This window comes from Nocardia sp. NPDC050175 (assembly GCF_044459885.1).
Taxonomy (GTDB): domain Bacteria; phylum Actinomycetota; class Actinomycetes; order Mycobacteriales; family Mycobacteriaceae; genus Nocardia.
Map to the genome: position 1 here is coordinate 288420 of NZ_JBITJI010000007.1, position 26612 is coordinate 315031.

General features: G+C 66.7%; 19 protein-coding genes. 13 read left to right on the forward strand and 6 right to left on the reverse strand.

The features are described 5' to 3' along the window. Position 1: 1 nt before the first annotated feature. Together ACIBK2_RS25360 and ACIBK2_RS25365 are read right to left on the reverse strand one after the other, a co-directional pair. The gene (locus ACIBK2_RS25360) at positions 2 to 1093 is read right to left on the reverse strand and encodes a ThiF family adenylyltransferase (protein WP_396970423.1); all 1092 of its coding nucleotides are present in this window, start codon (positions 1091 to 1093) and stop codon (positions 2 to 4) included. After that, positions 1090 to 2529, reverse strand: a complete 1440-nt coding sequence (locus ACIBK2_RS25365) for a phenylacetate--CoA ligase family protein (RefSeq protein ID WP_396970425.1) — start codon at positions 2527 to 2529, stop codon at positions 1090 to 1092. The genes ACIBK2_RS25360 and ACIBK2_RS25365 overlap by 4 nt, the downstream gene beginning before the upstream one ends. Positions 2530 to 2613: 84 nt before the next feature. Here ACIBK2_RS25365 and ACIBK2_RS25370 point away from each other — a divergent pair, with 84 nt between their 5' ends. Together ACIBK2_RS25370 and ACIBK2_RS25375 are read left to right on the forward strand one after the other, a co-directional pair. Further along, positions 2614 to 2820 (forward strand): hypothetical protein, encoded by a 207-nt coding sequence (locus tag ACIBK2_RS25370; protein WP_396970426.1) that lies wholly within the window; start codon positions 2614 to 2616, stop codon positions 2818 to 2820. A 249-nt stretch (positions 2821 to 3069) separates the two neighbouring features. Continuing rightward, the gene (locus ACIBK2_RS25375; protein WP_396970428.1) at positions 3070 to 3195 is read left to right on the forward strand and encodes a pentapeptide repeat-containing protein; all 126 of its coding nucleotides are present in this window, start codon (positions 3070 to 3072) and stop codon (positions 3193 to 3195) included. Between the two features lie 285 nt (positions 3196 to 3480). Here ACIBK2_RS25375 and ACIBK2_RS25380 read toward each other — a convergent pair whose 3' ends face one another. Continuing rightward, a complete protein-coding gene (locus tag ACIBK2_RS25380; RefSeq protein WP_396970430.1) occupies positions 3481 to 3603 on the reverse strand; it encodes a hypothetical protein in 123 nt (40 codons plus the stop codon). Positions 3604 to 3912: 309 nt separating this feature from the next. Between ACIBK2_RS25380 and ACIBK2_RS25385 the strand changes: the two genes are divergently transcribed. The 10 genes from ACIBK2_RS25385 to ACIBK2_RS25430 are packed head-to-tail and all read left to right on the forward strand — an operon-like array spanning position 3913 to position 21381. Further along, positions 3913 to 4419, forward strand: a complete 507-nt coding sequence (locus tag ACIBK2_RS25385) for a hypothetical protein (protein ID WP_396970432.1) — start codon at positions 3913 to 3915, stop codon at positions 4417 to 4419. After that, the gene (locus ACIBK2_RS25390) at positions 4386 to 7100 is read left to right on the forward strand and encodes a vWA domain-containing protein (protein WP_396970433.1); all 2715 of its coding nucleotides are present in this window, start codon (positions 4386 to 4388) and stop codon (positions 7098 to 7100) included. Before ACIBK2_RS25385 ends, ACIBK2_RS25390 begins: the two co-directional genes overlap by 34 nt. Positions 7101 to 7150: 50 nt before the next feature. Then, positions 7151 to 10696, forward strand: a complete 3546-nt coding sequence (locus tag ACIBK2_RS25395; protein WP_396970435.1) for a tubulin-like doman-containing protein — start codon at positions 7151 to 7153, stop codon at positions 10694 to 10696. Between the two features lie 16 nt (positions 10697 to 10712). Then, positions 10713 to 13331 carry a hypothetical protein gene (locus ACIBK2_RS25400; RefSeq protein ID WP_396970437.1) on the forward strand — a complete coding sequence of 873 codons (2619 nt, stop codon included), beginning with the start codon at positions 10713 to 10715 and terminating at the stop codon, positions 13329 to 13331. 14 nt (positions 13332 to 13345) lie between these two features. Beyond that, entirely contained in the window at positions 13346 to 15376 is a 2031-nt protein-coding gene (locus ACIBK2_RS25405; RefSeq protein WP_396970439.1) for a hypothetical protein, read from the forward strand. A 1-nt stretch (position 15377) separates the two neighbouring features. After that, positions 15378 to 18155, forward strand: coding sequence for a hypothetical protein (locus ACIBK2_RS25410; protein WP_396970441.1), 2778 nt, complete (start codon positions 15378 to 15380; stop codon positions 18153 to 18155). Continuing rightward, the gene (locus tag ACIBK2_RS25415; protein WP_396970443.1) at positions 18152 to 19129 is read left to right on the forward strand and encodes a hypothetical protein; all 978 of its coding nucleotides are present in this window, start codon (positions 18152 to 18154) and stop codon (positions 19127 to 19129) included. Before ACIBK2_RS25410 ends, ACIBK2_RS25415 begins: the two co-directional genes overlap by 4 nt. Next, complete coding sequence (locus ACIBK2_RS25420) at positions 19126 to 20289, forward strand: hypothetical protein (RefSeq protein ID WP_396970445.1); 1164 nt, start codon at positions 19126 to 19128, stop codon at positions 20287 to 20289. The genes ACIBK2_RS25415 and ACIBK2_RS25420 overlap by 4 nt, the downstream gene beginning before the upstream one ends. A gap of 49 nt (positions 20290 to 20338) precedes the next feature. Then, positions 20339 to 20857 (forward strand): hypothetical protein, encoded by a 519-nt coding sequence (locus ACIBK2_RS25425; RefSeq protein WP_396970447.1) that lies wholly within the window; start codon positions 20339 to 20341, stop codon positions 20855 to 20857. Next, on the forward strand, positions 20854 to 21381 hold the full coding sequence (locus ACIBK2_RS25430; RefSeq protein WP_396970449.1) for a hypothetical protein: 528 nt from the start codon (positions 20854 to 20856) through the stop codon (positions 21379 to 21381). The genes ACIBK2_RS25425 and ACIBK2_RS25430 overlap by 4 nt, the downstream gene beginning before the upstream one ends. Before the next feature lie 22 nt (positions 21382 to 21403). Here ACIBK2_RS25430 and ACIBK2_RS25435 read toward each other — a convergent pair whose 3' ends face one another. Both ACIBK2_RS25435 and ACIBK2_RS25440 read right to left on the reverse strand, forming a co-directional pair. After that, positions 21404 to 22516 carry an alpha/beta fold hydrolase gene (locus ACIBK2_RS25435; RefSeq protein WP_396970451.1) on the reverse strand — a complete coding sequence of 371 codons (1113 nt, stop codon included), beginning with the start codon at positions 22514 to 22516 and terminating at the stop codon, positions 21404 to 21406. A gap of 378 nt (positions 22517 to 22894) precedes the next feature. Continuing rightward, positions 22895 to 24094, reverse strand: a complete 1200-nt coding sequence (locus ACIBK2_RS25440) for an esterase/lipase family protein (RefSeq protein ID WP_396970453.1) — start codon at positions 24092 to 24094, stop codon at positions 22895 to 22897. Between the two features lie 309 nt (positions 24095 to 24403). Here ACIBK2_RS25440 and ACIBK2_RS25445 point away from each other — a divergent pair, with 309 nt between their 5' ends. Continuing rightward, positions 24404 to 25435, forward strand: a complete 1032-nt coding sequence (locus tag ACIBK2_RS25445; RefSeq protein WP_396970455.1) for a fused (3R)-hydroxyacyl-ACP dehydratase subunits HadA/HadB — start codon at positions 24404 to 24406, stop codon at positions 25433 to 25435. A 4-nt stretch (positions 25436 to 25439) separates the two neighbouring features. Here the strand turns inward: ACIBK2_RS25445 and ACIBK2_RS25450 are convergent, their stop codons facing one another. After that, complete coding sequence (locus ACIBK2_RS25450) at positions 25440 to 26474, reverse strand: LLM class flavin-dependent oxidoreductase (RefSeq protein ID WP_396970457.1); 1035 nt, start codon at positions 26472 to 26474, stop codon at positions 25440 to 25442. Between the last annotated feature and the right edge of the window lie 138 nt (positions 26475 to 26612).

Sequence of the window (26612 nt, forward strand, 5' to 3'; positions counted from 1 at the left end):
CTCATTTGTCCTGCCGCCCTTTCGAATTCGCCGACATCGCGGCGAGGAAGTCACGCTCGCCCAACTCGTTCCAGCCGGTTGTCGCGTCGGCGGCCGCGCCGAGCATCGCCCGATCGAGATCTACCCGATAACGTCCGGACGGCAGCGCGTGCCCGGTCGCCACCATGCGTGCCGCGTAGGCCGCTGCCGCGCCCGCCACCGTCGCCGCGGTGCCGAGTTGCGGCCAGGAGGTCAGCGAACGACCCACCTCGGTCAGCGAGAACCGGGTCCGTGGCGTGAGGTCCGCGCCGACGATGCGCTGCGCAATGCGGGCCCTGGTGCGCGGGTCCGCGAGGTCCTCGTCGGCCGAGCCCGCGAGGTCACCGGCCCGACCGTGGAAAATCGGGTACTCCGGATCCAGATCGAACCGCTCGACATCGACAATCGCGTTGTCTCCGTTATCCGTTGCCATCACCACCGGGATGCCAGCGGCACGGGCGCGCCGCCGGATATCGATCTTGGCGGGCAGGTCGTCCATCTCCTCGACCAGCACGGTCAGCGGTTCGTCGCCGGGTCCGGTGCCGAGGAAATCGGCGGCAGCGGCCGGCGTGTAGCCGTCCGGGAACGCGAAAAGCGCACTGTAGGGATCTATCTCGAGTACCCGCCGCTGCGCGATCGTCAACTTCGGCAGTCCGAGGTCACAGACCGAGGCGGACAACCGATTCAGATTCGTGATGGACAACCGGTCGTGCTCGGCCAGCCGGAACCGGCGTGCACCGGTCAGCGAGCACACCGACAGAGCGGACGCACCGACACTCAGTCCCGCGACGCCGACCAGCGCGGCCGACCAGCGACGCTGCTCGGCATCGTCGAGCAGATATCGGTTTCGCGCGGTGCGCAGCCGCCAGAACGTGTCGGCCTCGGGCAGTCGCACGATCGTCTTGCGCCAGTGGTACACCACGTAGCGGCTGGCTATCGGCCCGGCCGCCGGGTCGATAGCGGCCAGTTCGTCGGACGCACTCGCCCACGCGTCCACCAGTCGGTACCGGGCGGCGGGCCGGAGCAGGACGGCGATGCGCTCGGTATGGATTACCGGGTCAAGGATCTCGATCATCGGTTGTTCTCCAAGTACGTGTGCTTGACGGAGTAGCGGAAGCCGCTGCTGCCGAAGGGAACTAGCGTGATTGCGGGTTCGGCCGCGGCATCGAGCACGGTGCGCAGCTTGCGGTATTCGCTGTTGGTACGGTCCAGCGCGGCCGTGACGAGCTGTCGGAGCTGTGCGACGAGTTCGCCGGTGGGCTCGACCGATTCGCGCAGTTCGACACGCAGGTCCAAGGTCTGGGCGAAGGCCGCGTCGGAGACGGTGGCCAGGACGAACTTTCCGGTGACCAGCTCGCGGACCGCGGCGGCCTCCAGCGCCGCACGGATACTCTCCGGATACAACTTCACCGCGTAGAAGCTCGCGGCCACGTCGCTGCGCCGGCGCAATACGAGGAAGCCCGCGCCGAACGTGGAGGTGCGCACCGGAATTCGATAGCCGCACCGGCGCAGCGCGGCCGCGACGCGCCATGCGGTGAGGATCGTGCCCTCGTCGTTGATGCGATAACGCACCAGCGGCAGCGCGCTGTCGACGGTGAACAGGAAGCGACCCTGCTCGTCGGTTTCGGTGTAGCGCAGGTGCGGATCGTATTCGACGAAGGTCGGCAGGGCCGGGTCGTCGTCGCCGAACAGCTCCCTGCGCAACCGCGCATCGGTGCGCGCGAGCCGCCGGATCGCAATGGTGGTCGGCGTCTCGTGCCCCATCACTCCGGCGTCGGCTGTCCCGTAGATCAGGCACGTCCGGTCCGGCCGGTCCGGCTGACCGATCCGGTCGAGAATGTGGTCGCGCCACTCCTCGCTGATGTTCTCGCCGGCCAGCAGCACGCCCAGATTCATGGCACGCACCTGCTTGTCGGCCCGATCGAGGACGTCCTGCGCGAACGGCGGATATCCGGCGAGCACCACCTGGTCGTAGCTGGGACCGAGGTCGGCGATGTTGGCGAGGATGGTCTCGGCGTCGATGCCCGGCGCGACCACCGACACCCGGTGTCCGCGGCGGCGCAGTTCGAGCACGGCCTGATAGGTGTAAGTGCCCCCGATCCAATTACCCATCGCGAAGCCGACGACCAGCAGCGTGCTGCGCCCGGCCGAATCGAAACTCTGGCACAGCATTCTGCTGTAGAACTCGATGCTCTCCTGCAACGACATCAGGTCACGCGGAAAGTAGGTCGGTTTGCCCGAGGAACCCGAGCTGCTCGACCAAGTCCCCGCCTCACTGATGTCGCCGTGCCAAACCAGGGCGCCGAGCGGATTGCGCCGCAGGTAACCGTCTTTCGTGACGACGTCAACCCTGGCGAAATCCGCAGGCGTCCGAACCGAATCGGGGTCGATGCCGTGGCGATCAAGGTGTGCCCGGTATGCGGGCACATCCCGGGCCGCACGGCGGAATATGTCCAATGCCCGAACGAATCCCGGCTCCCCACCCGGCTCGGGGGACAGTAGCGCAGTCATTTTCGTCGAATCTCCCTCTGTGAGCGATGGACCGAAGTCCTGTGCTCGCAGAAGCGATCCCCCGGGGCGGGAACGGCATTGCGGGTGCGATTCGTCGAGCGATTCGGCGCCGCCGCCGCGCAACTCGGGTCCAGCGACGTCGCAGTCCGGATCGCAGGCGGGTACGCGATGGCCGGTGCCGCCGACGACGAGGAACGCCATCTCGAATACCGGCACAACGACAAGGAAGTACGACCGACCATCGCGCGGGTCATCGCCGACCGGATCCGGCCGACGGCGGAGTACAACTAGGCGCGGTTCACGAGCGCGTCGTTCGCCGACCGAGTCGGGTTCTCTACTGCGACATTCGCGGGCACTGCCCAGTTCGCCGACTCAGTTTTCTCGGGTCAGGCCGAGTTCGTACTGGTGGCGTTTGCTGGTCGTGCTCAGTTCGTGCGTGCGCAATTCCGGCACACAGTCTTGTTCTCCGGCACGACGTTCGGCGATACGGCGTGATTCAGCGACGCCGTTTTCCGGCGCGCCGCGTTCCGCGGTATCGCGGTGCGCGTCGGCGCGCGGTTCGGCGGGGACGCCGACTTCGAACGTGCGCTCTTCGCCGATGCCGCCGACTTTCGCGGCGTCGACTTCGGCGGCAACCGAGCCACCTTCGCCGGTCCCGCACAGTGAGGTCCGCCCGCGCCGAGGTTCGACTGGGATGCCGACGTTGCCGCGAAGCCCGCGAAGCCCGCGAAGCCCGCGAAGCCCGCGAACGTCGTACCACAGGACTGGCCACCGCCGGTATCCAGCGGTGGCCCAACCGAACCGGCTCCGAACAGCTAGCATCCTGCGTGGCGGACCCCTCGGTCCACCACGCAGGGCCCCGACGAGCAGTGTCGGGCTGACCGCCAAGGGTTTTCGGATCGTCGAGGCGGAGGCGCAGTCTCGTCGTCACGACCGCCTGGACCACACGCGCTACTTCTTGTTGACCGCGTTGATCGCGGTCTTACCCAACGCCCGGTCGGTTTCTTCGGTGCGCGGCTTGACCGGTGGCGGCGTCTCGCTCTTCGGCGTCTTTTCTTTGTTTTCGAATCCCATTTTTGTGTCACCTCCTTCGATATTGTGCGTGACCAACGCTATTCGCGACGGTCCGCAAATGATGTCGGCTGTTCGAGGGACAATTGACCCACCGGGTCCCGCCCGAACATCGGCGGCGCCAACACCCTCCATTAGAGTGACTCTCCCACTCCCACAGCGTATTTGGTGGCTCCGAAGCCGATTCCGGCACATCGTCACCGGAGTGCTCGCCGGCCATGTCATTCGTTCGCACGATATTTTTCGCCGCCGCGTCTCTTTATTCTTGGGCGACTCAGTTATGCACGGCCAAAAGCCAGTTGGGGAGAAACGGTGGCTGTTCCGCCAGGATCGCACGGTCAGTTCGACTACAGCGAGTATCGATCGCGTCAGCAACAGCGCGCGGCGACGACCGATGGTGCATCCGATGTTCGTGCGACGCCGCGGCCGAGCGACCCGGTCGGTGCCGACCGGCCGGAGCCGCGCAGCCGCCGCAGGCAGAAGGACACGAAAGCCTCTTTCGAACAGGCTGTTTCGCATACCTCCGGCCGGCCGCCGGTGCTGTGGCTCGTCCTGGCGGCAAGCGCTGTCGCGGCGGGAATAGTGCTGGCACTCGTGGTCGGCCGTTCGCCGTTCGCGGTCGCCGCGTGGGCCCTCGCCGGACCGCTCGCCATCAGCGTATTGGCGATTTTCACCCGGATCGATATCGAGCAACGGGCGCGCGCGGTCTACGACTCGTGGCCGTACGCAACCGTCGTCTACTGGCTCGTGCTAGGCGCCGCGGCGTGCGGAGTCCTGCTGAGCGGATGGCTTTTCGCGAACTGGTGGGCCCGACTGTGAACCGGCGTCGCTGGCCACGTGCGGTGGCCGTCGCGGTGTTCCTCGGCTGTGTGCTGCTCGGCGGATTCCCCGCGCACGCACAACCATCGGACACCTCCTCCGCGGTCGTCGACTACGGCGCCTGCCTGCTCGGCCAGCAGCGCGGCGATCTGCTGCTGTTGCTGGACGAGTCCGGCAGCCTCGGTGGCCCCAATGGCTCCGATCCGCACGCCGCACGCGTGCTCGCCGCCAAGCGGCTGCTCGACAAGCTCGCCGAGTGGACCGACAACACACAGGTCTCGCTCGACATCTCGATCGCCGGCTTCGCACAGGCTTACGACACGCGCCATGACTGGGTGACGTTGAACGACAAGTCCCTACCTGAGCTGAAGGCCACCATCGACGGCGAAGCCGGCCGCACGCAAGGCGTCGACACCAACTACGGTGTCGCACTCAGCGAGTCGCTGCGAAACCTCACCGAACACCGACCGGACCCGAACCCCGCCGCCTGTCGCGCCATCGCGTGGTTCACCGACGGGGAGCTCGACTTCGGCACCCCCGACAAAGATGTCGAGAAGCAGCGCATCGACACGACCCGTGATTCGATCTGCGTGCCAGGCGGTATCGCCGATCAGGTCAGGGCTACCGGAGTCCGCACGTTCGCCCTCGGCCTCGGCGGCCTGCGCAGCAGCGGCGACGGGCAACCGCCGAAGCCGCCCGATTTCGGGCTGCTCGAATCGATCGCTACCGGAAAGCCGTTGTTCGACGGCACACCTTGTGGCGACATCCGCACGCCACGGCCCGGAGAGTTCTTCACGGCCGACAACATCGACGAACTGATCGCCGGATTCGCCAAGCTGGTGCCGCAACCACCCATCATCGATAGCCGCCGCATGATTTGCTCGGGACAGGTTCAAGACGACTGCAAACACAAATTCGTGCTCGACAACTCGATCCGCGCGGTCAACGTCGAAGCCAACGGCGGCGCCCCCGGACTGACAGCGACCTTGATCGCACCGGATGCAACGGCGGTCGAAATACCGGGCGCGAACGAGGGCACCGTCGCCATCGGCGGTATCTCGGTGAATTACCGATGGAACTCTGCCAGCGACCTCTCGTTCAAGATGGCGAACGCCCCCGGTACCGCATGGCGGGGCGTATGGGCGCTCGCGTTCGTCGACAAAGATCGTAAACTCCCTGCGACACAGTCGAAGTCGAGTATCACCATCTACGGAAACCTGGTCCCGACCTGGACCGAGCCGAGCAATCGGATTCTGCACGCGGCGGAGAAGACCCGGCTGCGCCTCGGTATCAGCGACCGCGCGGGCAAGCCGGTCGATCCGGCCACGATCGAGGGCTCGGCCGAGCTGTCGGCGACCATCATCGAACAGTCCGGCGCACAGCACGAACTGGCGAAAGCCCTTCCCCGCGAGCACATCAACGACCCACTCGCCGTCGACCTCACCGACATCCGGCCGGGACCCGCGACATTGCGACTGTCCCTCGCGATCACCACCGCCGCGTCCGGCGACCAGCCCGGAACACTGCTGCACCCCGAACCGCTCGACATTCCGCTGCAGATCGCGCCACCGGCGGGGTTCCCGGAGCCGGGCGCGCTCGACTTCGGCACCCTGGCGGGGTCCGGCGAATTCACCGCGGTGCTGCCGGTGCGCGGTGAGGGGTGTGTGTGGGTTGCCCCCACCCGTCAGCCGGTGTTCAAGACACGGCCCGACGGAATCGGCGCCCTCGCGCTGACCAACACCGCGCCCACCGACGCGCAAGGGTGTGTGCCCGGAGCGCAGGCTCGTTCGATCCCGGTGGTACTGCGGATCGAAAACCAAACCAACGGCCTGGTGAGCGGAACGATTCCGGTCACCGCGGCCCGGGCGAACGAGATCAACAGCGCGATCACGATAGATGTACCGTTCCGAGCGAAAGTCGAGAAGAAGCCGGATATTTCGCGCTTCTGGATCGTCCTGATCCTGACCATCGTGCTCGGCCCCGGCATTCCGCTGCTGCTGCTCTACCTGATGAAGTGGATCACCGCCCGCATCCCCGGCCAGATCCTCAAGGCGCAGCAGTTTCCCGTCCGCGTGACAAACGGCGTACTGCTCAGGGACGGCGCGCGTTTCGCGCTGCGCGATACCGATCTGGTCGACAGCGTCAGCGGACTACACCACTCCACCCGCAAGATCGATCTCGGCGGAGTGATATTGCGGGCTCGGACCGGATGGGCACCGGCCGGCCGCGGCTACGTCACCGCGCATGCATCGGGAATGGTGGGCGCGTCGAGCGTCGAGCCGCGCACCAATGCCCGCGGCAACGCCGTACTCCCCCTGTCCTTACAGGGCACCTGGTTCGTCCTGCACGACCCGGACGGCCCCGCCGACCACGCCACCCTGGTGCTGCTGCTCGGTGGCGGCAGTAGCCCGGCACAACGTGCCGGATTGGCAACGGACGCAAGCAATAACGTGCCCGGGCTCATCACGGAGCTGCGCAGCAGGGGCGCATCCGGCGGTGGCCGGTCGGCCTCGCGGAACTCGGCGGCCGAGCAACCACCCGATCCCGTCGATCCGTTCGCGTCGCGGTACACGAACCCGTCCGCATCGGGAGGTAACGGCAACGATCCGTTCTCGTCCGACCGGGGCAGCCCGTCGAGCCACTACCGCGGTGGCGGCGATGCCGATCCGTTCACCCGCTGAGCGAACCCGAACCCCATGACCCGCAGGAATATTCAATCGAAGGAACCAGAATGAGGCGCTTCCTCGTCGTCGGTTGCGGTGGCTCCGGTGCCGTCACCATCGCGTACATGATGGACCAGGTGCGGTCCGACCTCGGCAGGGCCGGGATTCACACCATCCCGGCGGGCTGGCAGTTCGTCAGCATCGATGTGCCGACCGCGCCGGGCGGATTGCCCGTCGGCCTGCGCAACGTCCGCGAACAGGGCGGCACCTACTTCGGTGCGGCGCCGCAGGGCGAGAAGTATTCGGTACTCGACAATGCCCTCACCCACCAGTTGCGGCAGAAGAACAGGCTAGACACCATCGCCACCTGGGCCCCGCGCGACCCCGAGGCGGTACCGGTGCCGGTCAGTACCGGAGCGGGTCAGTTCCGCGCCGTCGGCCGGATGATCACGCTCAATCAGGTGGCGGCGATATCGCAACGCTTGCAATCCAGTTGGGATCGACTCAACTCGATCGAAACGGCCGCCGAGATGCGCGCCCTCGTGTTTCCCGGCGGCGGCCGATACGAGCCGGAAGCGCCGCCACTGGTGTTGGTGGTGTCCTCGATGGCGGGCGGGTCCGGCGCGTCGATGGCGTTGGATGTCTGCCGTTTGCTCACCATGGTTCAGGGTCTCGATCCGTTGACCATCGGGCTTTTCATGGTCACCGCGGATGTCTTCGACCATCTCGGCGGCGCCGCGACGACGGGCGTGCGGCCGAATGCGCTCGCGATGCTCGGCGAGATCATTTCCAGTCAGCTCGGCTCGGCCAGGGAACACGACGTCGACATACTGTCCGCGCTGGGGCAACAGCAGGGCACCGGTGCGCCCGTGCCGTTCGCGCGGGTGTTCCCGGTCAGCCGGACGATGGGCGCGCAGGCGGCACCCTTCGGCGACGGCACCCAGGAAGCCATCTACCGAGGGCTGGCTCGCGGCCTGGCCGGCATGATGTTGAGCGGGCGCGCGACCGACCAGTTCGTCGACTATGACCTGACCAACCGGGCCGCCGTCGCGGGCGAACGCGATTACGTCGGGTGGGGTGCGAACGACTGGGATGCCTTGCCGTGGGGCAGTTACGGCTTCTCCAGCCTGAGCATGGGCCGGGAACGCTACGCCGAGTACTCCGCGCAACGGTTGGCCCGAAGCTGTGTCGACCTGTTGCTCGACGGCCACGCCGACCCGGCCAGCCGGGCCTCCGACGATCAGCAGATCGACGCGATCCTGGACAGTCAGTGGGGAACGGTACTGTCGCGGACCGGGCTCGGCACCCACGACCTGAATCCGCACGACGTGGTTGGTTGGCTCACCGACATCCTGCTGCCACCGGCAGACCTCGACCTGATGATCGACCATGTCGCCGAAACTGTGCTCCGCCCGGCCATTCCGCGCGCCGACGGCAGGCATGCCAGACAGTGGGTGCCCGATGTGCGCGCCGCGCTGGACGACGACTCGCTGCGCAAAAGGATGCGCGATGCCGCTAATCGTGCCGCCGACACCCACGCGTTCACCTGGTACCCGGCACTGGTCGCCACGATCGAGGACCGGGTCGCCGATGCGGCAGCGGCGATCGGATTGCCCTACGCCACAGCGATGCTCAACCGGCTGGCCGCCCATCTCGGGGACAACATCCGGCCGGGAGCCGAGGACTTGGCCAAACACGCGCCGCGCGATATCACCGAACCCCCGCCCGCCGTCGAACACACCCTGAAGGGCCTACGGCGCGGGCAGATCACCTCCGGCACGGCCATCATCAGGTCCATCGTCAAGGACTATCGGCCGCAGATCCGCACGCAGATCCTGGCCGCGCTGTCGGCGAAGGTCGCCGACCTCGCCACCGCGATAGTCCCGGAGGTGCTCAACCCGCTGCTCGACGCGCTCAACCAACCGCACACCACGCTGCGGGCCGACCGCGACCGGCCCGCCAGGGACGTCGGGCTCGCACTGCTCGCCACCGACCAGTACACCGCGTGGCCCTCGGACCGCGCGCCGATACCACGACGCTTCATGCACGCGAACAACGAGGTAATGCTCACGCCCTCAACAGCATTCGCCGCGCAGTACGCCGCGGACATGCCGCACGCCGTCGCGGGAGACGCCGAGGCACCGCCGCCGCTGACCAGGGCGGTGCAGATCGCGGCGACCACGGTGGTCACCGGAATATGGAGCACCAGAGACGGTTCCCAGGCTCCCGGAGTGCGAACACCGCTGATCGAGCGCGCCCACGATTGGCGGCCCAAGACCTTCGTCCTCGACCCCGCCACCGGCGAGCAACTGCCGCCGCCTGCCGCCGCCCGCTACGAGGTACACCTGCGCTCCGACGAAATCCTGGAACGCGCAAGGGCTTTCATCGAACGCACCGGCGAATCCTTCGACCGTTTCGTCCGGGTCAGCCTGCGCGATTTCGTATCCGACCGCCGGGAACGGGAGGCGGTCCTCACCCAGCGGCGCGAGCTGATCGCGGCCAACTTCACCGATGCGTTGCGGCTCGCGCGTCCGCTCGCCAGCGTCAACAACGACGCGCTCGGGGTACTGCACCCGAACCAACCGCTGCTCTATCGCTACAAGTTCTCGTCGATCCCGTTCTCCGACATGCCGATCGCATCGGATCTGCTCGCCGCGCTGCGCAACGACGCGTCCATCGAGGAAACCGTCCAAACGTCGTTGCAGAACTCGCTCAACAGCGAGGACGGATTGACCCGCATCGACATCTTCGGTTCTTTCCCCAACTATTCGCCGCTGGTCTTTCGTTCGGTGCTCGATCCGGCGGCCAAGCAGTGGGACGGGTCGACGCGCTCGCAGCAGGCCCAGTTCTGGAAATGGCGGCGCGCGCGCCCGCTGCCTGCCGCGCTGCCGATGACCGACGCGGAACGCCGCACCATGGTCGCCGGCTGGTTCCTCGGCCTCAGCCTCGGGTTGGTCCAGATCCCGGCCGCGCCGTACAACGAGCCCGTCCGGGTCTGGGACGACGAGTTCGGGCGATGGCTGGACTTCCCGCACCCGCTGCTCACTCCGCCGGACCGGCTCGGCACCAATGACTGGCTGCCCGCTGTTTTGGAGTCCGTGCTGCTCGCGATGGCGCACGCCCACGACGCACCCGTCATGCATTCCCTGCGCCCGTACAAGGCGCTACGCGGAATCTACGACGCCTCGCTCTACGATCCGGCCGAAGGACTCAACCGCGCCGGCCGCTCGTCCGACGAGTTGGTGATCGACTGGCTCCGCACCGGCAAGACCCGATCCGGATCGGCGCCGGTCGACGGCGTCGCCAGGGGCGATACGGTCGAGGCACGTGCGGCGGCACTGACCGCGTGGTTCCAGAAGGTTCGCGGCATCTGCGGGACGTACTACATGCCGCGCGGACCGTACGGCGCGGTGGGCGGCGGAAAGTTCTCGAATATCTCGACTCGTGAACTCGCTTCGCAGACATCACTGTTCCGCGATCTGGCTCCTGATGTCTATCAGTCCGCAGGTGATCTGATCGAGCTGATTCGGCGCTGCAAACCACTGGCGGAGGTACCCGACGAGCTCACCTACAACGCCGACAATCCCGACGATGAGCCAGATCTGAGCGTGTGACATGCGGAGAGTAACGGTGATCGTCGCACCGACCGGATCCGCGGCAGCGATCAAGGATGTCTTGACCGACCTGTCCGCGACCGGACTGGTCCGTGACTGCTACTGGCTCGACAATGCCGACACCGCAACGGTTTCCGGAGCGACACCGGTGCTGCGACTGCACGATGGCGTCGAGGATCCGCAGCGGTTGGCGGACGCGCTGGCCGGCCCGACGCCGGTCGATCACGTCACGCTCTGCGTGCTCATCACCACGGTGACCGGCGACCGGGCAACCAGCGCCGCCTGCGAACGCGCACTGTCGGCGTATCTCGACGAACACCGCCGTGCGGCCGCTCAGTTCACCAAACTTCGCGTGTTGATCGTGCGCGGTGGCGCCGAGCTGCCGGACGGCGCCGAACCCGCGTTCGCGGGCTGGCACAACGTCGTGATCACGCCCGAGGACGCGCACGGCCCGGCCCTCGGCCACGAATCGCTGGATACCGACGACCCGGTGCTGGTAGCCCGCAACGCCACACCCGTGTTGGCCGCGCTCTGCGGCCTGTGGTCGGCGGTCGAACACCGGCCGATGGAGGCCATGCAGCCACTGCCCGGCGATACCTTCCGGGTCGCGCGTTCGTTCTATCGCCAACTCGAATGCGGCGGCGTCGCAGAACAGTTGCGCCGCAAGCTGTTCGATGTCGGCGGCAGGCTGCCGCTGCCGTACGACCAGATCGATCCGGTGATCTACGTCAACGATGTGACACAGGAAACGCACCGGATGGCCGAGCAACTCTGGACCAAGCACGAGTCGCTGCTGAAGGGCGCCCGTGCGATACCGCCGCCGGGCAGCACGCGTAAGTTCATCGGTTGGCGCGAAATTCTGCGGATGTTTCTGTCCTTCCTGTGGGCGGCACTGAAGAACTCGCCCGGTTCCTGGCAGCAGCGGTACTCCGACGAACGTGCCACCGCGACAGCGCGATTGATCGAAACGCTGGTGCTCGGCAAGGGGTCGGACTACCGGGTGGTGGTCGACGGAAAGACCTCGGACGGCCGTGCGGTGCAGTGGACCGCCTATGCGCCGGCGGCCCGTCAGCTCGCGAACGCGCTCGACGAGTCCGCGAACGAGCCGATGGGGACCATCGCGAACTCCGACCTGTCCGTCGTGTGGAAGGACTATGCGTCCGCGGCGTTTACGCTCTGCGATGCCCAGGAACGGTCGGATCGGTTGCCGCCCGCGCAGATCGGCGTCAATCGGGCCATCATTCCCGCCGCGGCGGATGTCATACCGGCGCCCGAGTCCGAATTCGTGGTGGCACCGGAGGCACTCGCGGATGAGGCCGGCATCAGCTCGGTCTCCCCCGGCGACATCGCAGGTATCAATATGCTCACCGAACGGCTCGACGCTATCGAAGCAGATGAGTCGCTCCGGGCCGAAGCGGGTAGCGCCACAGCCGAACTCGGGAAGTGGCGGTCGGGTTTGCACCGCAGCTACGGATACGCGTTCGGGCAACGGATCACCCAGGAACTCGACCGCACGCTCGCGGAGGTGCGCTACCTCCTCGAGAAGATTCGGGAAGCGGCGAAGGCTGCGAAACCGACCGCCGCCACCAAGCGGCAGCGCTGGCTGGTCTTCTGCACGCAGATCGCGATTCTGCTGTTCCTGCTCGTGGTTGCGGCCGATGTCGCCGGGGTGATCACGAAACGACTGACCGTGGTCCCGGCACTCGAGATCGCCGGCGGCGCGGCGATCGTACTCACCCTCGTGCTGCTACTCGCCTTCGTCCTTACCGAACGTGCGCTCTTCCGGTTGCTCAACCGGCTGCGCGAGGCGGCGAGCACCATCGACATCGACAAGCTGAATCTGCGTACCGCGTTGCGCGACGTCGAACGGCTCAGCCAGGCATGCACCCAATATCAGTCGTGGACACAGATTCTCGGCACATTCCTGGCCGATCCGCTCGGATACACCGGCACCCCGACCGACCACGCCGCGCGGATTCGGTGGGGATTGCCCCGCAAGACCGCGGTCGGGTCGGCCCGGCCCGACGATCGGCAGGTGGATGAGGTCGCGGCCGATCTGCGGGCGGGTCTGTTCCAGGTCGGCTGGATGTCGGCGCCGTGGGAGCAGATCATCGGCTCGGTGGGTGAGCAGCTCGGCCCGACCGCGCGCGATATCCGGCGCAAACCCGAGCTGATCCTGTCCCAACAGGGCGCGGGCTCGGGCTCGGCGCTTGATATCTGGGCCGAGCAGCTCACCCGCGGGGGCGTGCCCGCGACCGGCTCGTCGGCCATGTGGCAGACCGCGCTGCGTGAGCTGAGCCCGGGCACCGCACGGGATCGGATGATTCGTGACGTCGAGTACTTCGAACACGGTGTGCCGCAACTGGTGTCGGTCGAGCATTTCCGCGCGGGCGTCGGTGATATCGACGCGGCCGATGGCGGTCACTTCGACACCGCGCTGTTCACCGACCCCGCGGTGGCACGCGGGAAGACGAAAGTCACCGACAAATCCGCGATCGACTTCGTCGACAAGGATCTGGGCTGGATCGCGGTGACCACACAGTTCAGCGACGGGGTGTCGTTCGACGAGCTCGATCTCGTTGGGCCAGTGACGCCTTCGCCCCCGGTGTCCGAACCGACCGCACCGATCTTCTGAAGGAGGAAGCCGACGTGACATCTCTCGACGAGAGGGTCCTCGACGATCTGCGCGAGTGGCGCGACGAGCAGGTCCGCCGAGAAAACCTCGAGGCAGACACGATCAAGGACACCCACCTCACGCAGGTCCTCCGCTCGGGTAAAACGAGTGTGGCGGGTATCGAGGAGAACCTGCCGCTGTCCGCGCGGTGGGCCGCGCAATTTCTTGCCGTACTGATCAATCGGGACCGCGTGGACGCGCCTGTCGACGCTCCAGAACCCGAAACGACCACCGACGCGGCAATGGCAGCGCAATCGACCTCGGACACACCGGACGGCGAATTCGGCGAGATGCCGGATCCGTTGCCGGACACAGCATCCGTGCTCAGCAATGCCGACTTCCCGAACAACGACGTCGTTCGGGGATCCGGTGCCGCCGCGCGGCTGTCGATCACGACCACACCCGACGGCTATCGATTCGACTGGAAGAACGAAGTCACCGACGACACCGGCGTCGTCATCTATCGCGTCGCCGCCCGTGACGACTACGAGCCGCATCGGCCGGACCGAGGACGTTTCATCGCGGCGACCACCTCGACCGAGGCACACGACCCGGCGCCGTTGACGGCGGCGGCACGATTCGTGGTGGTCTGGCGGCATCGCGGCGGCACGATGGAGCAGGCCGAACGCAGCGCGCCGGAACTGCTGGCGCGCGGACAGATCATCGCGCCGGTCAGTGGTTTCGAGCTCGTCCCCGACCACGGCTCGGTGATCGGCAGGTGGTCGGTGCTGCCCAACACCACCCGGGTTCGGGTGTACCGGGTACCGCTGCGCGGGATGATCGACATCGGCGACGAGCGGCACCGCATCCTCGCGACGAGCCGCAATCTCACCGGCTTCACCGATACCGAGGCACCGCCCGGCGTCTACCTCTACCGCGCGATCAGCGAGGTCGACATCGGCGACGGAACCGTTTTGTCGGAGGCGACCGAAGCCGAGGCCGACTTCCGCGGTGAGCTGCGGCAGATCACCGATCTCGCCTTTCAGGAACGGGGCAGTGGCGCCAAGACCTGGCTCGACCTGTCCTGGACGACCCCGCCGACCGGCGATGTGCACATCTACCGCACCGCGGCCAAACCACCGCTGAGCCTCAGCGAGTCTGTCCTGGCCGCCGAACGGCTGACCAGCGAAAACATCGCCGCCGACGCGCGGCTGACCGCCGCGAACCGCGTGCCGAATCCCACTGTCCCCGGGGACATTTCGCAGATGACCGAGGTTTCCTGGCCGCCGGACTGGGTGTTCGTCTATTTGACCCCGGTCACGACGCACGAGGGGAAGGTCCGAGTGGGCACGACGGTGGTGGCGGCCCGCCGCTCAGGCGTCATGCCGAGTGCACAAGTGATCGAGCGCTGCAACGAGCAGCTCATCACCATGGCGTGGCCCGCGGAGGCGGACGAAGTCCGAGTGTTCGTGGCGGCCAACAACATTCCCGTCGAGACCGCGTTGGCGCAACGCCCCGTCGGCACCATCCACCGCGATATGTACGGCCGTGACGGCGGGTTGCATCTGCCCGAACCGCTCCCCGCGCTCGGCTGCTCGGTGCACCTGGTACCGGTGACCTTTGCCGGTGGGGCCCAAATTCTCGGCGCCGTAACGAGTATCGAATACCCGGGGCTGCTCAGGTTGCGCTATGAGGTGCTCACCACGCAGCTCAAACGGCGCGAGCGCTGGTTGTACATCAAACTACTGCCGGAACTGGACCGGCCGACGGCGCCGCCGTTCGTCCTGGTGCACCATCCGGAACGACTGCCGTTGAGCATCGACGACGGCAGGCGGTTCGACACCTACTTCTACGACCAGAACGCCGGATCCGCACCGATGAACTGCATTCTTCCGTCCGCATTGCGGCGCGGGGACCCGCATCTCGTCTGGCGGGCACCTGCCACGGAGCTCGCCGGATACGTTCGCCTCTTCGCCGACGTGCGACCCGAACAGCAGCGCGTGCTGGCGGTCATCGATCCGCCGGTGCGCACTCTTCGCCTCGCCGGACCGTCCCGTGAGCGATGACGTGACGACTCCCCGACATCCGGCCCAGGCCGCGCCCGCCACCACCGGCCGGTTCAGTCAGCTCACCTACACCTCGTATTCGGCGCCGTCGGTGACCGGCGCCGCGGCACGCAGCGGCTGGCAGCCGAAGGATCAGACCGCGGACCTCACCGACAGCGAGCAGGCCGCGCTGGTCGGCTGGGTGTCCACGCAGCTCGACCCGGTGACGCCGATACCCTCGTTTCCCACGGCCGACGACATCGCGCTGCTGCCGAGGCGACTGATGTATGCAAGCCCCGACGCCCGCTCGGCCGTCTACTGTCACACCGTTCCCGCGGGTGCGGACGCCGCGGGCAGGCCGGGAAATGTGTTCGCGCACATCCTGTTCGACCGAGACATCGGCCAGGCGAACGGCGCGCGCCCGATCGATCTGTGGCGCTCACCCGATTGGCTCACCCCCTTCGGGCAGGCGAATGTCGCCGCGGCCGAACTGGATCCGACGCTCGAGCGGACGCGGCCGGGACGAGCCATCGACCGGTCGACAGTGCTCGAATTTCTGCTCAGCCACGAGACCTGGCGCATCGGCGTCCTGCGCGTTCTGCTCGACGCGGTCGAGCACAGCCTGCGCGGCGGTCCGCGCATCGTGCTCGCCGTGGACGATCCCGACACCGCCGCGCTCTGGATCGGCGCCGTCAGCTATTTCATGTCGGCCGCTACGGCGGCGAGGTTGAACTGGACCACCTTCGACCGCGCGGATTCGGTCGCCTCGTCGATCACGAGCGGCTTACATATCGTCGCCGTTCCGGTACCCGACAGTGCGGCCATCCAAGACAGTGACCGGGTGGTCCTCATCGATGCCACCCAACCGGTCCAGCCCGGCGAGTTCGGCCGATCCGAGCATCACACGCAGCGCGGCACCGTCGTGCCCCTCACCGGCTGGTCGGCCCTCGCCGAAACCGTGCTGGTGGACTACGCGACCGCGGACCGGGCACTGCAGCGCGTCGACGCGATCGCGGCGCGAGTACCGGAGACCTCGCTGGCGCCGAGCTGGCCGCTGGCGATGGTGGTTGCCGAGAACCCACGACTGCACGACGCCAAAGAGGCCGCGCGGCAGATCATCGACCGCGACTCACCCGCGTCCCTGACCCAGGATCTGGTGCTGCTCGGATCCGTCGCAGGCGTGCTGGTACCCGCGCTCGGCTACACCGCCGAGGACGCGTGGAACGCGTTGGCCGACACCGCCATCGGCGCCTCGCCGGGCGGGGTGACCAGAGACTTCGTCGGCCAGATCTTCGTCGCGCGCGCACTGCAAGATCCGCAGTGGCTGGCGCGCGAACAGCGTAGCTACGAATCGCGTCTCCTGCCCGAGGCCGGCCACGGTCCCACCGATCTCAGCGGCGAGGTTCGCGGCGCCGTCGACGCACTCGCGCATCGCGCGCAGGTGGCCGCCGCGGACTTGGCGTACTGCGCACAGGTGGCCCGCACCGCGCTCAGAATGCTCGAGCTGCTCGATTACGCCGGACTCCTCGGCGGCGACATCGCCGAGGTCATGCGTGACGTGCTGGTCAGGGCGCTGCGGCCGGTCCTGTACGACCACACGTATGGTCCGGAGTTCGTCTCCGCGATCGGATCGATTACCGAACGTGTCCGTGCGGAGTTCGTATTTCCCGCAGTGTTGCCCACGGAACCGGTTGTCGGTCGCCCGCTCGGCGAGCGCTTCGCCGGGGCGGTCGCGCAGTGGCTGATCGGTTCCGGCAGCATCGGATTCGATGCGCTGAGCCGCAACCGGAACCTGATCGAGACGCCGCTGTGCCAGCTCGTATCGGACTCGGTCTTCCGGATCTACCGCTCCGCCGACGGGCAGCTCCGACGCGACTGGGCGTGGGCGATGCCGATCGGCCTGTCCCGCGCCCTCTACGAGGAAGATTCGCCACAGGGTTGGCGCACCACCGACATCACGCCGCTGTTCGCCGATGAGCAGTGGGAGGTCGATGCGCTGTTGCGCGTAGATGCGCAGTGGCCCAACAGGATTCCGCCGCGTTTCTTCCGGCTGTCACTGCTCGAATCGCGGTCGTCGACGGAGCTCACCGCCCTGATCGGCTGTATCACAAGACGAGCCGGATCGGGCCGTCCCCGGTCCACGCCGCTCATCGGCACGCCGAGCGACGATGTCCTCGACGAACTGGCTCTCACCTGGGCCAAGCTGGCAACGATCGACTGGCGCGGACTGCGTCGGTCCGACATCGATACGCTGGGGCCGATATTGGCGGACTACGGGCAACGACCACACCCGCGGCTACCCGCGCCGCTCGACACGAATGTGGCCATCGCCTACATCCTGTGGCGGTCCAAGGAGGCCGAGCGGCCGACCGCGTCCCACGCGCTGACGCTCGACTCGGCCCATGCGGACGCGCTGGCGAACTATGCGATCCAGCACCGGCAGGCCACCGTCGATGCCTTGCTCGCCCTGATCGATCGCGCCAGCCTCGACGCCCACTGGGTGTGCGTGCTCGCCGTGCTCGCGGCGCCGTCGGCGCCGCGGTCCGCGGCGCGATCGCCGGACGACCCACTGCTGCTCATGCGAGAGCCGAGCGGGACAACGATTTTCGAGGAGATAGCCGTGCAGGCCATGCGCAAATCGCACCTGTGGGACGCGCCGCGAAGCGAGGCAGCGCTCGTCGAGGAGGTCGAGCGGGAGCTGCGGGCCCGGATCACCGAGCCGGGCCCCCTGATCCACGACTTCGAGCATTTCACCCGAATGTGGCACAAGGCCAACTGCCGGAGCGGGGTTCGACAATGACCACCTACTTCCTCGATCAGGGCAATCGGATCCTGTTGCCGCACAGCGAATTACAGGTTCGGTCCGAGGGCACCGGCGGCCGAGTCCGGATCAGCGTCGAACGCACGGACCGATCCGAGACGTGGGCGGCTCGGGTCCATCAGGGTCATATCGTCGTCTCGGACATCGAATCACCCAGTACCGTCACGGCTTTCCCGAGCGACGGCGCCGCGGTGTTTCGCGACGGCACCGCCGTGACGCTCTTCCTCGAGGTGGACGGTGGCGCAAGCAACGCGGATTCGCTCCGAGTCGAGGTGGTCCAGCAGGACGTGAGCGGGCTGTATCGAGCGGAACTGGCGCGGCTGCGGCCTGCCGGAAACCAGATCGAGGTCAGTGTGCGGCTGCCCGACGAGCTCGGCCCGCTTGCCCGCGCGGCCTGCAGCGCGGCGCACGAGCTACTCGGTTCCGAGCAGGCGCCGCGTATTTCGGCGACCGACGTCAGTCTCGCGATCGACACGACCGCATCCATGATGCCGAGGATCAGCGACGGCTCCATCGCGGTGCTCACCGAGCTGGTCACCGGCGTGGCCGAGGCCGCCTCCTGCGACCTGCGCAGCGTCGACATCCTCGGACCGACAACGCTTCCCGTCGACGTGCACCCGATCGGCGAGCTCGCCGAACGGATCGAGGCGATGCTGCGTGACATGGGTACGGGCATCGGCTTGACGACATTAGATCTGTTGCCGCACAACCAGCATCACGTGGTTCTGGTGATCACCGATACCCCACCGCTCGACAGGGGCGCGGGGCGAGGTCTACGCCATCTCGTCCTCACGCACGGCACACCCGCGCCCCGGGCGACCGGGTACACCCCGATCGATCCCGGCGACCTGAGGAATTTGCCCGACGCCGACAGCCACGAGCCGGTGCTACGGACCGTCGTCCGCGGGTTACTCGCCGCACTCACCACCGAAGACAAGGAGATGGAGCGGTGATCCGATGCCCATTGTGTTTCAACGCACTCACCCCGGAACGCATCACCTGGATGGCAACCAGCGGTAACGCCGAAACCGACCCGGTCGCGTCGAGCTACTACCGGACACCCGTCGAGTCGCGCCGCATGGTGGCGTCCGAGTTGAAAAGGGAGCGGAACAACGCGGTGCTGATTCCGTCCCGCGCCGCGGCCGCGGCTCAGGTCGGGTCGCAGGTGGTGGAGGTGTGCCCGTCCTGCCATTACCGGATACCCGACGGCTGGCGCGACAGCCGAACAACCTGTATCGCCATGGCAGGCGCGCGGGATACCGGCAAGACCGTCTATGTCGCCGTGCTGATCAAGACGCTGCAGCTGCTGGGCGAACGGATCGGCTGCGTGGTCGAGCCGAACGACCAACGTACGGCCGACATCTATCACCAGCACTACGAGCAAACCCTGTATCTGCAGCGAAAGATGTTGCCGCCGACCGCCAGTATCGACACTGCCGCCCCCTTTCAGCGTGATCCGCTGGTCTTTCGTCTCGGGCACTGGAACGACAGAAAGCAGTACCTCGTCATTCGCGACGTCGCGGGCGAGGACCTGCAGAATCAGCGCAACATCGGCCAGACCTGGACCGAATTCTTCGGCAACGCGGACGGCGTCGTCTACATGTTCGATCCGCTCAAGGTGCCGAGCATCGCCGGTCAGCTTCGAGACCTTATTCCAGCCCAGGAGGCCCAGGAAGTGGCGCCGATCACCGTGCTGCAGACGGTGCTCTCGATGATCGGCCGGCGCGACCCGAAACTGGCGGTGGTGTTGTCGAAATTCGACGCGATGCACGAGTTGAAGAATGTGGTAGGTACCGATTGGAGCTCCATCATGGGCAATCCAGGCGCGGGATTCTCCCGTGACCCGAGCCTGATCCGCGGGCCGTACGACAATGACGACGGCGAGCTCGTCGACGCCGAAGTCCGGAGTCTGCTGGTGAAACTCGGCGCGAAATCGATCATTGATGCCGTCGACACACCACACACCGGCGCCCGGCTGCCCGCGCGATTCTTCGCCGTGTCGGCGCTCGGTGCATTGCCATCGGGCGAGCAGGTGCACGAGGGCGGGATATCACCGTTTCGGTGTCTCGATCCCGCGCGCTGGATCTTGAGCGGGGCGGGCGTATGGAACTGACCACGCCGTTCGGCGCGCTGCTCCTTCGCCTCGACCGGGGGCGGGCGTAATGGCCGAAATCTTCTTCCGGCTCGCGATGGCGTTGCTGATCGCGGTCGGCTGCATAGCACTCGGCTATTGCCTGCGCGTACTGGAACGCCGGGAACAGCAATGGGATTCGAACGACGAACCGTATCGACCGCTGCCTGCTGTCGAGTCCACCGCGCTCCGGCAACAGGAGGAACTCGTCGCGCGCCTGCGTAGTGAAAAAGCCGGCCTGATCGACGGGCTGATCCGCGCCTACGACCTGAGCCAGGGTATCCGAGAGGCCCGCTTGCACATCTGGCGTGAACTCGACAGCGTCGGGGTTTCGTACTTCCAACCGGTCGAAGACGAGCCCGTCGATCCCAACCGACATGTGCAGGTCGGGACGGTGCCGACCGATCGCGTCAGCGCGATCGGCCGGGTCGCGAAGACGCCACGCATCGGTTGGCAGGATCAACAGCACCGGGTGCTCCGACCGGCCGACGTCACGGTCTGGGCCACCGACACCGCCGACGGCCGGTACAGCGAAAGGTGGGACTCATGAAACCGTTGGAGTGGTCGACGCTACTGCCGATCGCCGGGGCGGTGGTCGGCGGTCTGACCGCCCTGTCCGCGACCGTCGCGCTGCTCATGCATACGACACCCGCCGAGCCCGCCGAACCAGTTGCGCCGCCGCCGAATTCGACAGTCGAATCGACACCGAACCGCACCATCGGCATCGACTTACCGCACGCGATCACCGACCCCGGCAGCTGCAGGCGGGTCAGCGTGCCGCATGCCGCGATCGCCGCATTCACCTGCGCCACAGGTGATGGCAAGCCACTGACGGCCGTCAAGTACACCGACAACGACGCTGCTCGCGACGTCGCTTCGACCTATCCGAATTCTTGGCCCGCGACCGGCGCTGCACTGGGACGCTATGTCGCGGAGCAGGATTCGACCGGATCGTGGGTGCTCCGGTGGATGCAGACCACCATCGCGACCGTGATCGAGGTCCCCGGCTTCAAGGACAAAGCGTCTGCCGAGCAGTGGTTCCGGGAGATCGATCCACAACTCGAACCGCGCTGACAGCGCGGACGCTTGCGGAGCGTCAGAGATGCCCGCCACCGCCGATCAGCCACGGGTTGAAGGTGCAGGCCAGGTTCGGGTGGCCTGCGGGGTCGAGCGCGCGCAGCGCGATGGACAGGGCGCGGGGCGAGTACATCAGGGTTTGATGGTCGGACAGATCTGTTTCGCAGCCGTCCTGGAGGGTGATGTTCTGGACGGAGGCGCCGCGGGTCGGCCGGAGGAAGGTCAGGTTGTAGGGGGTCATGATCTCGTCGTAGCGGGTGCCGACGACCGTGTAGTCGATGCCGGGAATGGTGTCGCCGTTGGCATTCAGTTGATTGACGAAGTCCGAGCCGATGGTTTGTTCGGCCACGGCGTGCCCGACGACGATCGAGCTTGCGCCGACCACGTCGACACCGATGTTGTTGATGGCCCTGCCCAATGCGGCGATGCCGTCAATGGTGGAGCCGTGATGCGTCGCGCCGAAGGTGATCAGGTGCTGCACCTTGTCCGCGCCGCCCTCGAACTTGGTGTACCAGTTCGCCATCGCGCCGCCCTGCGAGTAGCCGATGATGTCCACGGCGGGTGCGCCGGTGGCCGCGAGCACCCGGTCGACGAAGGTGCCGAGCTGCTTGGCCGAGTCCTCGATATTGCCGGTACCCATCACGCCGGGCAGCACCGGCGGGATGCCGCCGCCCTGCACCGGGTTGGACCGACCGTAGTTGAACGCGAAGGTGCAGAAGCCCGCGTCCTTGATCGGCTGACTCATGAACGCGAAGCTGTTGTAGGCGTTCATCCAGGTGCCGTGCAGCAGCACCACCGGGCGCCGATGTTCGGCGGTCGGCTTGCAGTTCCAGTCGTTGGCGCCGGGCGGCGCGGCGTCCGGGTTCAGCAGGCCGTAGCCGAAGGCGGCCAGCCACGCGGGCAGCACCGGGCCGGAACCCGCTGTGTCACTGGCGAATCCACCGGAGAGGCCCGCGCTGAAACCGTAATCGGCGACCGCGGCACCGCGCCCGATACGGTCGGCGATGAGCTGTTCGATCGACTCGTCCGGCGGTGCGGCGTTCGCGCCCGTGCCCGCGACGCCGAGGACCAGCGCGGTCACGCCGACCAGTACCGCCGCGATCGATGATCGGCTGGAGGTCCTTCGTTTCATGGGTACGCCTTCCTGCGTCGCGCGCAGCACTCGGGAGGTGAAGCTTTTCCGCTGCACAAACTCGTGCCGGACGGTGCGACCTACAGGCAAACAGCGAATCATGGAGCGGATATAACCACGTCACCAATGGCTCGTAAATTTCATCCAGATTCGGTAAACCTCTTACAGATTCGATGAAAAGCACAGTGCCCACCGGGCGGCGCGTGCGGTCGCCGCTCGATGGGCACTGTCGCCACGGCTCGGACCGGGTGCGCAGCACAGCGGGCGGGGTTGAGGTGCCGTGCTGCGCACGCTGGTAGCGTGACGGTGCATCTGCTGAAACAGGCTTGGGGAGTTAGGGTTTCGCCTGCTTACCGAGATGCACGTGCTCTTCGGGTGCTACAGCCCGCCACCACCGCCGATCACCCACGGGTTGAATGTGCAGTCCAGGTTCGGGTGGCCGGCCGGGTCAAGGGCGCGCAGCGCGATGGACAGGGCCCGAGGCGAGTACATCATTGTCAAATGGTCCGAAACATCTTGTTCGCAGCCGTCCTGCAGAGTGATGTTCTGCACCGACGCGCCAGGTCCCGGCCTCAGGAAAGTCAGGTCGTAGGGATTGGTGACTTCGTCATAGCGGGTGCCGACAATCGTGTAATCGACGCCGGGAACGGTGTCGCCGTTGGCATTCAGCTTGTTGACGAAATCGGAGCCGATGGTCTGCTGAATACCGGCGTGGCCGACGAATATCTCGATGAAACCGAGGATGTCGATGCCGAAGTTGTTGATCGCCCGGCCCAGCGCGCCGATGCCGTCCAGCGACGTGCCGTGATTCGTGGCACCGAAGGTGACCAGGCTCTTCACCTTCTCCGCGCCACCGTTGAACTTGGTGTACCAGTTCGCCATCGCGCCACCCTGCGAGTGCGCCACGATGTCGACCTCCGCGGAACCGGTGGCGGCGAGCACCCGGTCGACGAAGGTGGCCAGTTGCGCCGCGGAGTCCTGGATGTAACCGGTGCCCATCACACCGGGCAGCACCGAGCCGAGGCCGCCACCCTGGATCAGGTTGGACCGGCCGTAGTTGAAGGTGAAGGTGCAGAAGCCCGCGTCCTTGATCGGCTGACCCATGTACGCGTAGCCGTTGTAGGCGTTCATCCAGGTGCCGTGCAGCAGCACGACCGGGCGTGGATGCGCGGCGGTCGGCTTGCAGTGCCAATCGTTGGCGCCGGGCGGTGCGGCATCCGGATTCAGCAGGCCGTAACCGAAGGCGGCCAGCCAGGAGGTCATCGGCGGGCCGTAACCGACTGTGTCGCTGGCGTATCCGCCGGACAGCCCGGAGCTGCTGCCGGAACCGCCGTAGCAGTTGCCGGAGCCGTTGCCCGATCCGGCGCCGCTGCCGGAATTGCAGGCCGAGCCGGACGCGCTGCCGGAATCGGCGACCGGTGCCGCCGTGCGTCCCGCCGCGATGTAGTCGGCCAGTGACTGCTCGGTCGGCGCGGGGTCGGCGTTCGCGCCGGGCCCGGCGATGCCCATGACCAGCACCGAGACGCCCAGCAGCACCGCCGCCGCGAGCGACGGTCGACCGGAGGTACTTCGTTTCATTGCATGCCTTCCTACGTCGAGCACAGAATTCGAGTGACAGTGCCGAGGTATGCCGGTAACCGGCACTGAAACTGCGCCAACGCTAAAACCGAGCGGCTCGATTACCTCCCGGTCGACGCGGTTACTGGACAGCTCACCAAAGCCGCTGTCGCGGTTAGTTAAACGGCACAGTCCAGGCCCGGGAAACAACTCGGTGAGGAATAGTCACAGTGCGATCGCCGGGTTTTCGGGCGGTGCACAACGGCACGTGTCTCCCACTAGACCTCAGCTCACTTGGCAATTCTGGCCCGGTTTGCGAAAGGAGTAATTATGCGCGACATTTCGGTGAATCCGTCCGATCAGGTCAGGGCACTGGTCGACGGTCGATATCGTTCTACGACGCCCTATACGATAGCTCGGGAGAAGATTCGCGAATTCGCCCGCGCCGTCCAGGATTATCACCCGGCGCATTGGAGCGAGGGGGCGGCCGCCGATCTCGGTTTCGCCGGGCTAGTCGCACCGGCCACGTTCTCCTCGATCATCCTGAACCAGGTGCAGCGCGAAATTCTGGACACCGTGTGCACCGGCTATCGGTCCACCCGGATTCTGCACGCCGATCAAGTGCTCGACATCGGTCGGCCATTGCTCGCGGACGACCGGCTGACCTGCGATATCTATGTCGAATCCGTCCGCAATTTCGCCGATTACGACGTACTGGCGATCAAGAGCGTGCTCATCGATCAGCACGGCGCGACGGTCCAGACCGGTTCGACCGCCCTGCTCGCCAGGACGAGCCGCGCCGATCCGCGGCTGGCCGAAACCGTCCGCACCGTCACGCTCCGGGGCTACTCCCCCGTTCAGCCGCGCGCTGCGCACACAGTCAGGGACCCAGCTGTCCCACCCTGTGAGAGCCGGATGCCTTGCACCACTGTCGATTTCGATGTGCTCACGGTCGGCACCGCGCTGCCGATTCGCACCGTGCGACTATCCCACGGTGACCTGATGAATTACGCCGCTGTGCTGGGCGACATCGATCCCGTCGTGTGCACCGACGCCAGTGCGATGAGCGGATTGCCGTCGGCGGTCGCGCCCGGAATGCTGAAACTCGGTATGGCAACAGCATTTCTGAGCTCCTGGCTCGGTGATCCAGCCGCGGTCACCAGGTTTCGCGCGCAGTTCGCGCATTACACCCATTACCTGCGGATCCCGCCGCTCGCGACGAGCGCGATCGAGTTCACCGGCCGGGTGACCTCGCTCGATCCGCGCCGTCGCCGCGCCACCATCGCGATCGACGCACGATCGGACGGACGCAGGCTCTTCGGCTACGCCGCAGCGGAAATCCGCTTCTCCCTTACCGATTGACCTGTCACTGGCCGATGACTGAACGACTGGCCTCCGCAGTGCCGAGCAGCCCGGTCAATCGCGCGAGCCGACGATGTGACTCCAGCCGCGCCGCGCGATCGTAAGTGCTCGTGTGCACCAGTATTTCGTCGGCACCGGTGCTGGTGACCAATCGCTCCAGCTGATCGGCGACCTCGTCCTCGGTCCCGTGCACGTGACCGAACAACGACTCCTCGAAGATCCGCCGCTCCCGTTCGGTCATGGTCAGCGCCTCGATCTCCGCAGGCGGGATCAGCGTCGGGAATTCGCCGCGAGTCCGCGAATACGCGTTCGACCATGCCTCCGGCAACAGCAGCCGGTGCGCCGCCTCGGTGGTATCGGCGATCACGACCGATCCCGACACCACTACGTACGGCTCAGCACCCCACGCGGTGGCGGTGAACCCGGCACGGTAGCGCTCGATCGCCTCGACCATCCGGTCCTGCCCGCCCACCGCCGCGATGACCAGCGGCAGCCCGAACCGCGCGGCCCGCTCCGCACCCGACCCGGTCGCCAGCAGAAACGCCGGAACCCGCAGGCCCTCGGCCGGCCAGCCGTGCACACCGTTGCGGCCGTGGTCGAAGTAGTCGAGCAGTTCGGTCAGCTGGGCGTCGAAGTCCTCCGCGTCACGCTTGTCGTGACCGAGCGCGCGACGCACCCCGTCGGTGAAGCCGACCGACCTGCCGAGCCCCATGTCGATGCGCCCCGGATACAGCGATTCCAGCACGCCGAACTGTTCGGCGACGATCAGCGGCTGATGATTCGGCAACATCACCCCGCCGGTCCCGATCCGGATCCGCTCGGTCGCCGCAGCAGCGGCCGCAGCCAGCACCGTCGGCGCCGACCCCGCCACACCAGGCACACTGTGATGCTCGGACACCCAGAACCGGTGATACCCCCACTCCTCGGCCAGCCGCGCGAACTCGACCGTCTCCCGCAGCGCCGAGGGATGACTCTGCCCACGCCGAACGCGGGAGCGGTCCAGGATGGAGAACCGAACGGAGGAAAGTGCCGAGGTCATATTTGTATCAACGCAACACCCCCGCCGAGATTCCACGATGCGGCCCCAATCACTCCCCCCCCCACCACCAAGATCGGCACCCGCCAGAGAGCGCCGATCTTGCCAACAGCGGTCCCGCTCATGATCAACGAAACATGC

Bases quoted from the DNA above. Each gene is read 5' to 3' on its own strand.
- ACIBK2_RS25360 (WP_396970423.1), bottom strand. From the start codon at position 1,093: ATGATCGAGATCCTTGACCCGGTAATCCATACCGAGCGCATCGCCGTC.
- ACIBK2_RS25365 (WP_396970425.1), bottom strand. From the start codon at position 2,529: ATGACTGCGCTACTGTCCCCCGAGCCGGGTGGGGAGCCGGGATTCGTT.
- ACIBK2_RS25380 (WP_396970430.1), bottom strand. From the start codon at position 3,603: ATGGGATTCGAAAACAAAGAAAAGACGCCGAAGAGCGAGACGCCGCCA.
- ACIBK2_RS25390 (WP_396970433.1), top strand. From the start codon at position 4,386: ATGGCTTTTCGCGAACTGGTGGGCCCGACTGTGAACCGGCGTCGCTGG.
- ACIBK2_RS25395 (WP_396970435.1), top strand. From the start codon at position 7,151: ATGAGGCGCTTCCTCGTCGTCGGTTGCGGTGGCTCCGGTGCCGTCACC.
- ACIBK2_RS25415 (WP_396970443.1), top strand. From the start codon at position 18,152: ATGACCACCTACTTCCTCGATCAGGGCAATCGGATCCTGTTGCCGCAC.
- ACIBK2_RS25425 (WP_396970447.1), top strand. From the start codon at position 20,339: ATGGCCGAAATCTTCTTCCGGCTCGCGATGGCGTTGCTGATCGCGGTC.
- ACIBK2_RS25430 (WP_396970449.1), top strand. From the start codon at position 20,854: ATGAAACCGTTGGAGTGGTCGACGCTACTGCCGATCGCCGGGGCGGTG.
- ACIBK2_RS25435 (WP_396970451.1), bottom strand. From the start codon at position 22,516: ATGAAACGAAGGACCTCCAGCCGATCATCGATCGCGGCGGTACTGGTC.
- ACIBK2_RS25440 (WP_396970453.1), bottom strand. From the start codon at position 24,094: ATGAAACGAAGTACCTCCGGTCGACCGTCGCTCGCGGCGGCGGTGCTG.
- ACIBK2_RS25445 (WP_396970455.1), top strand. From the start codon at position 24,404: ATGCGCGACATTTCGGTGAATCCGTCCGATCAGGTCAGGGCACTGGTC.
- ACIBK2_RS25450 (WP_396970457.1), bottom strand. From the start codon at position 26,474: ATGACCTCGGCACTTTCCTCCGTTCGGTTCTCCATCCTGGACCGCTCC.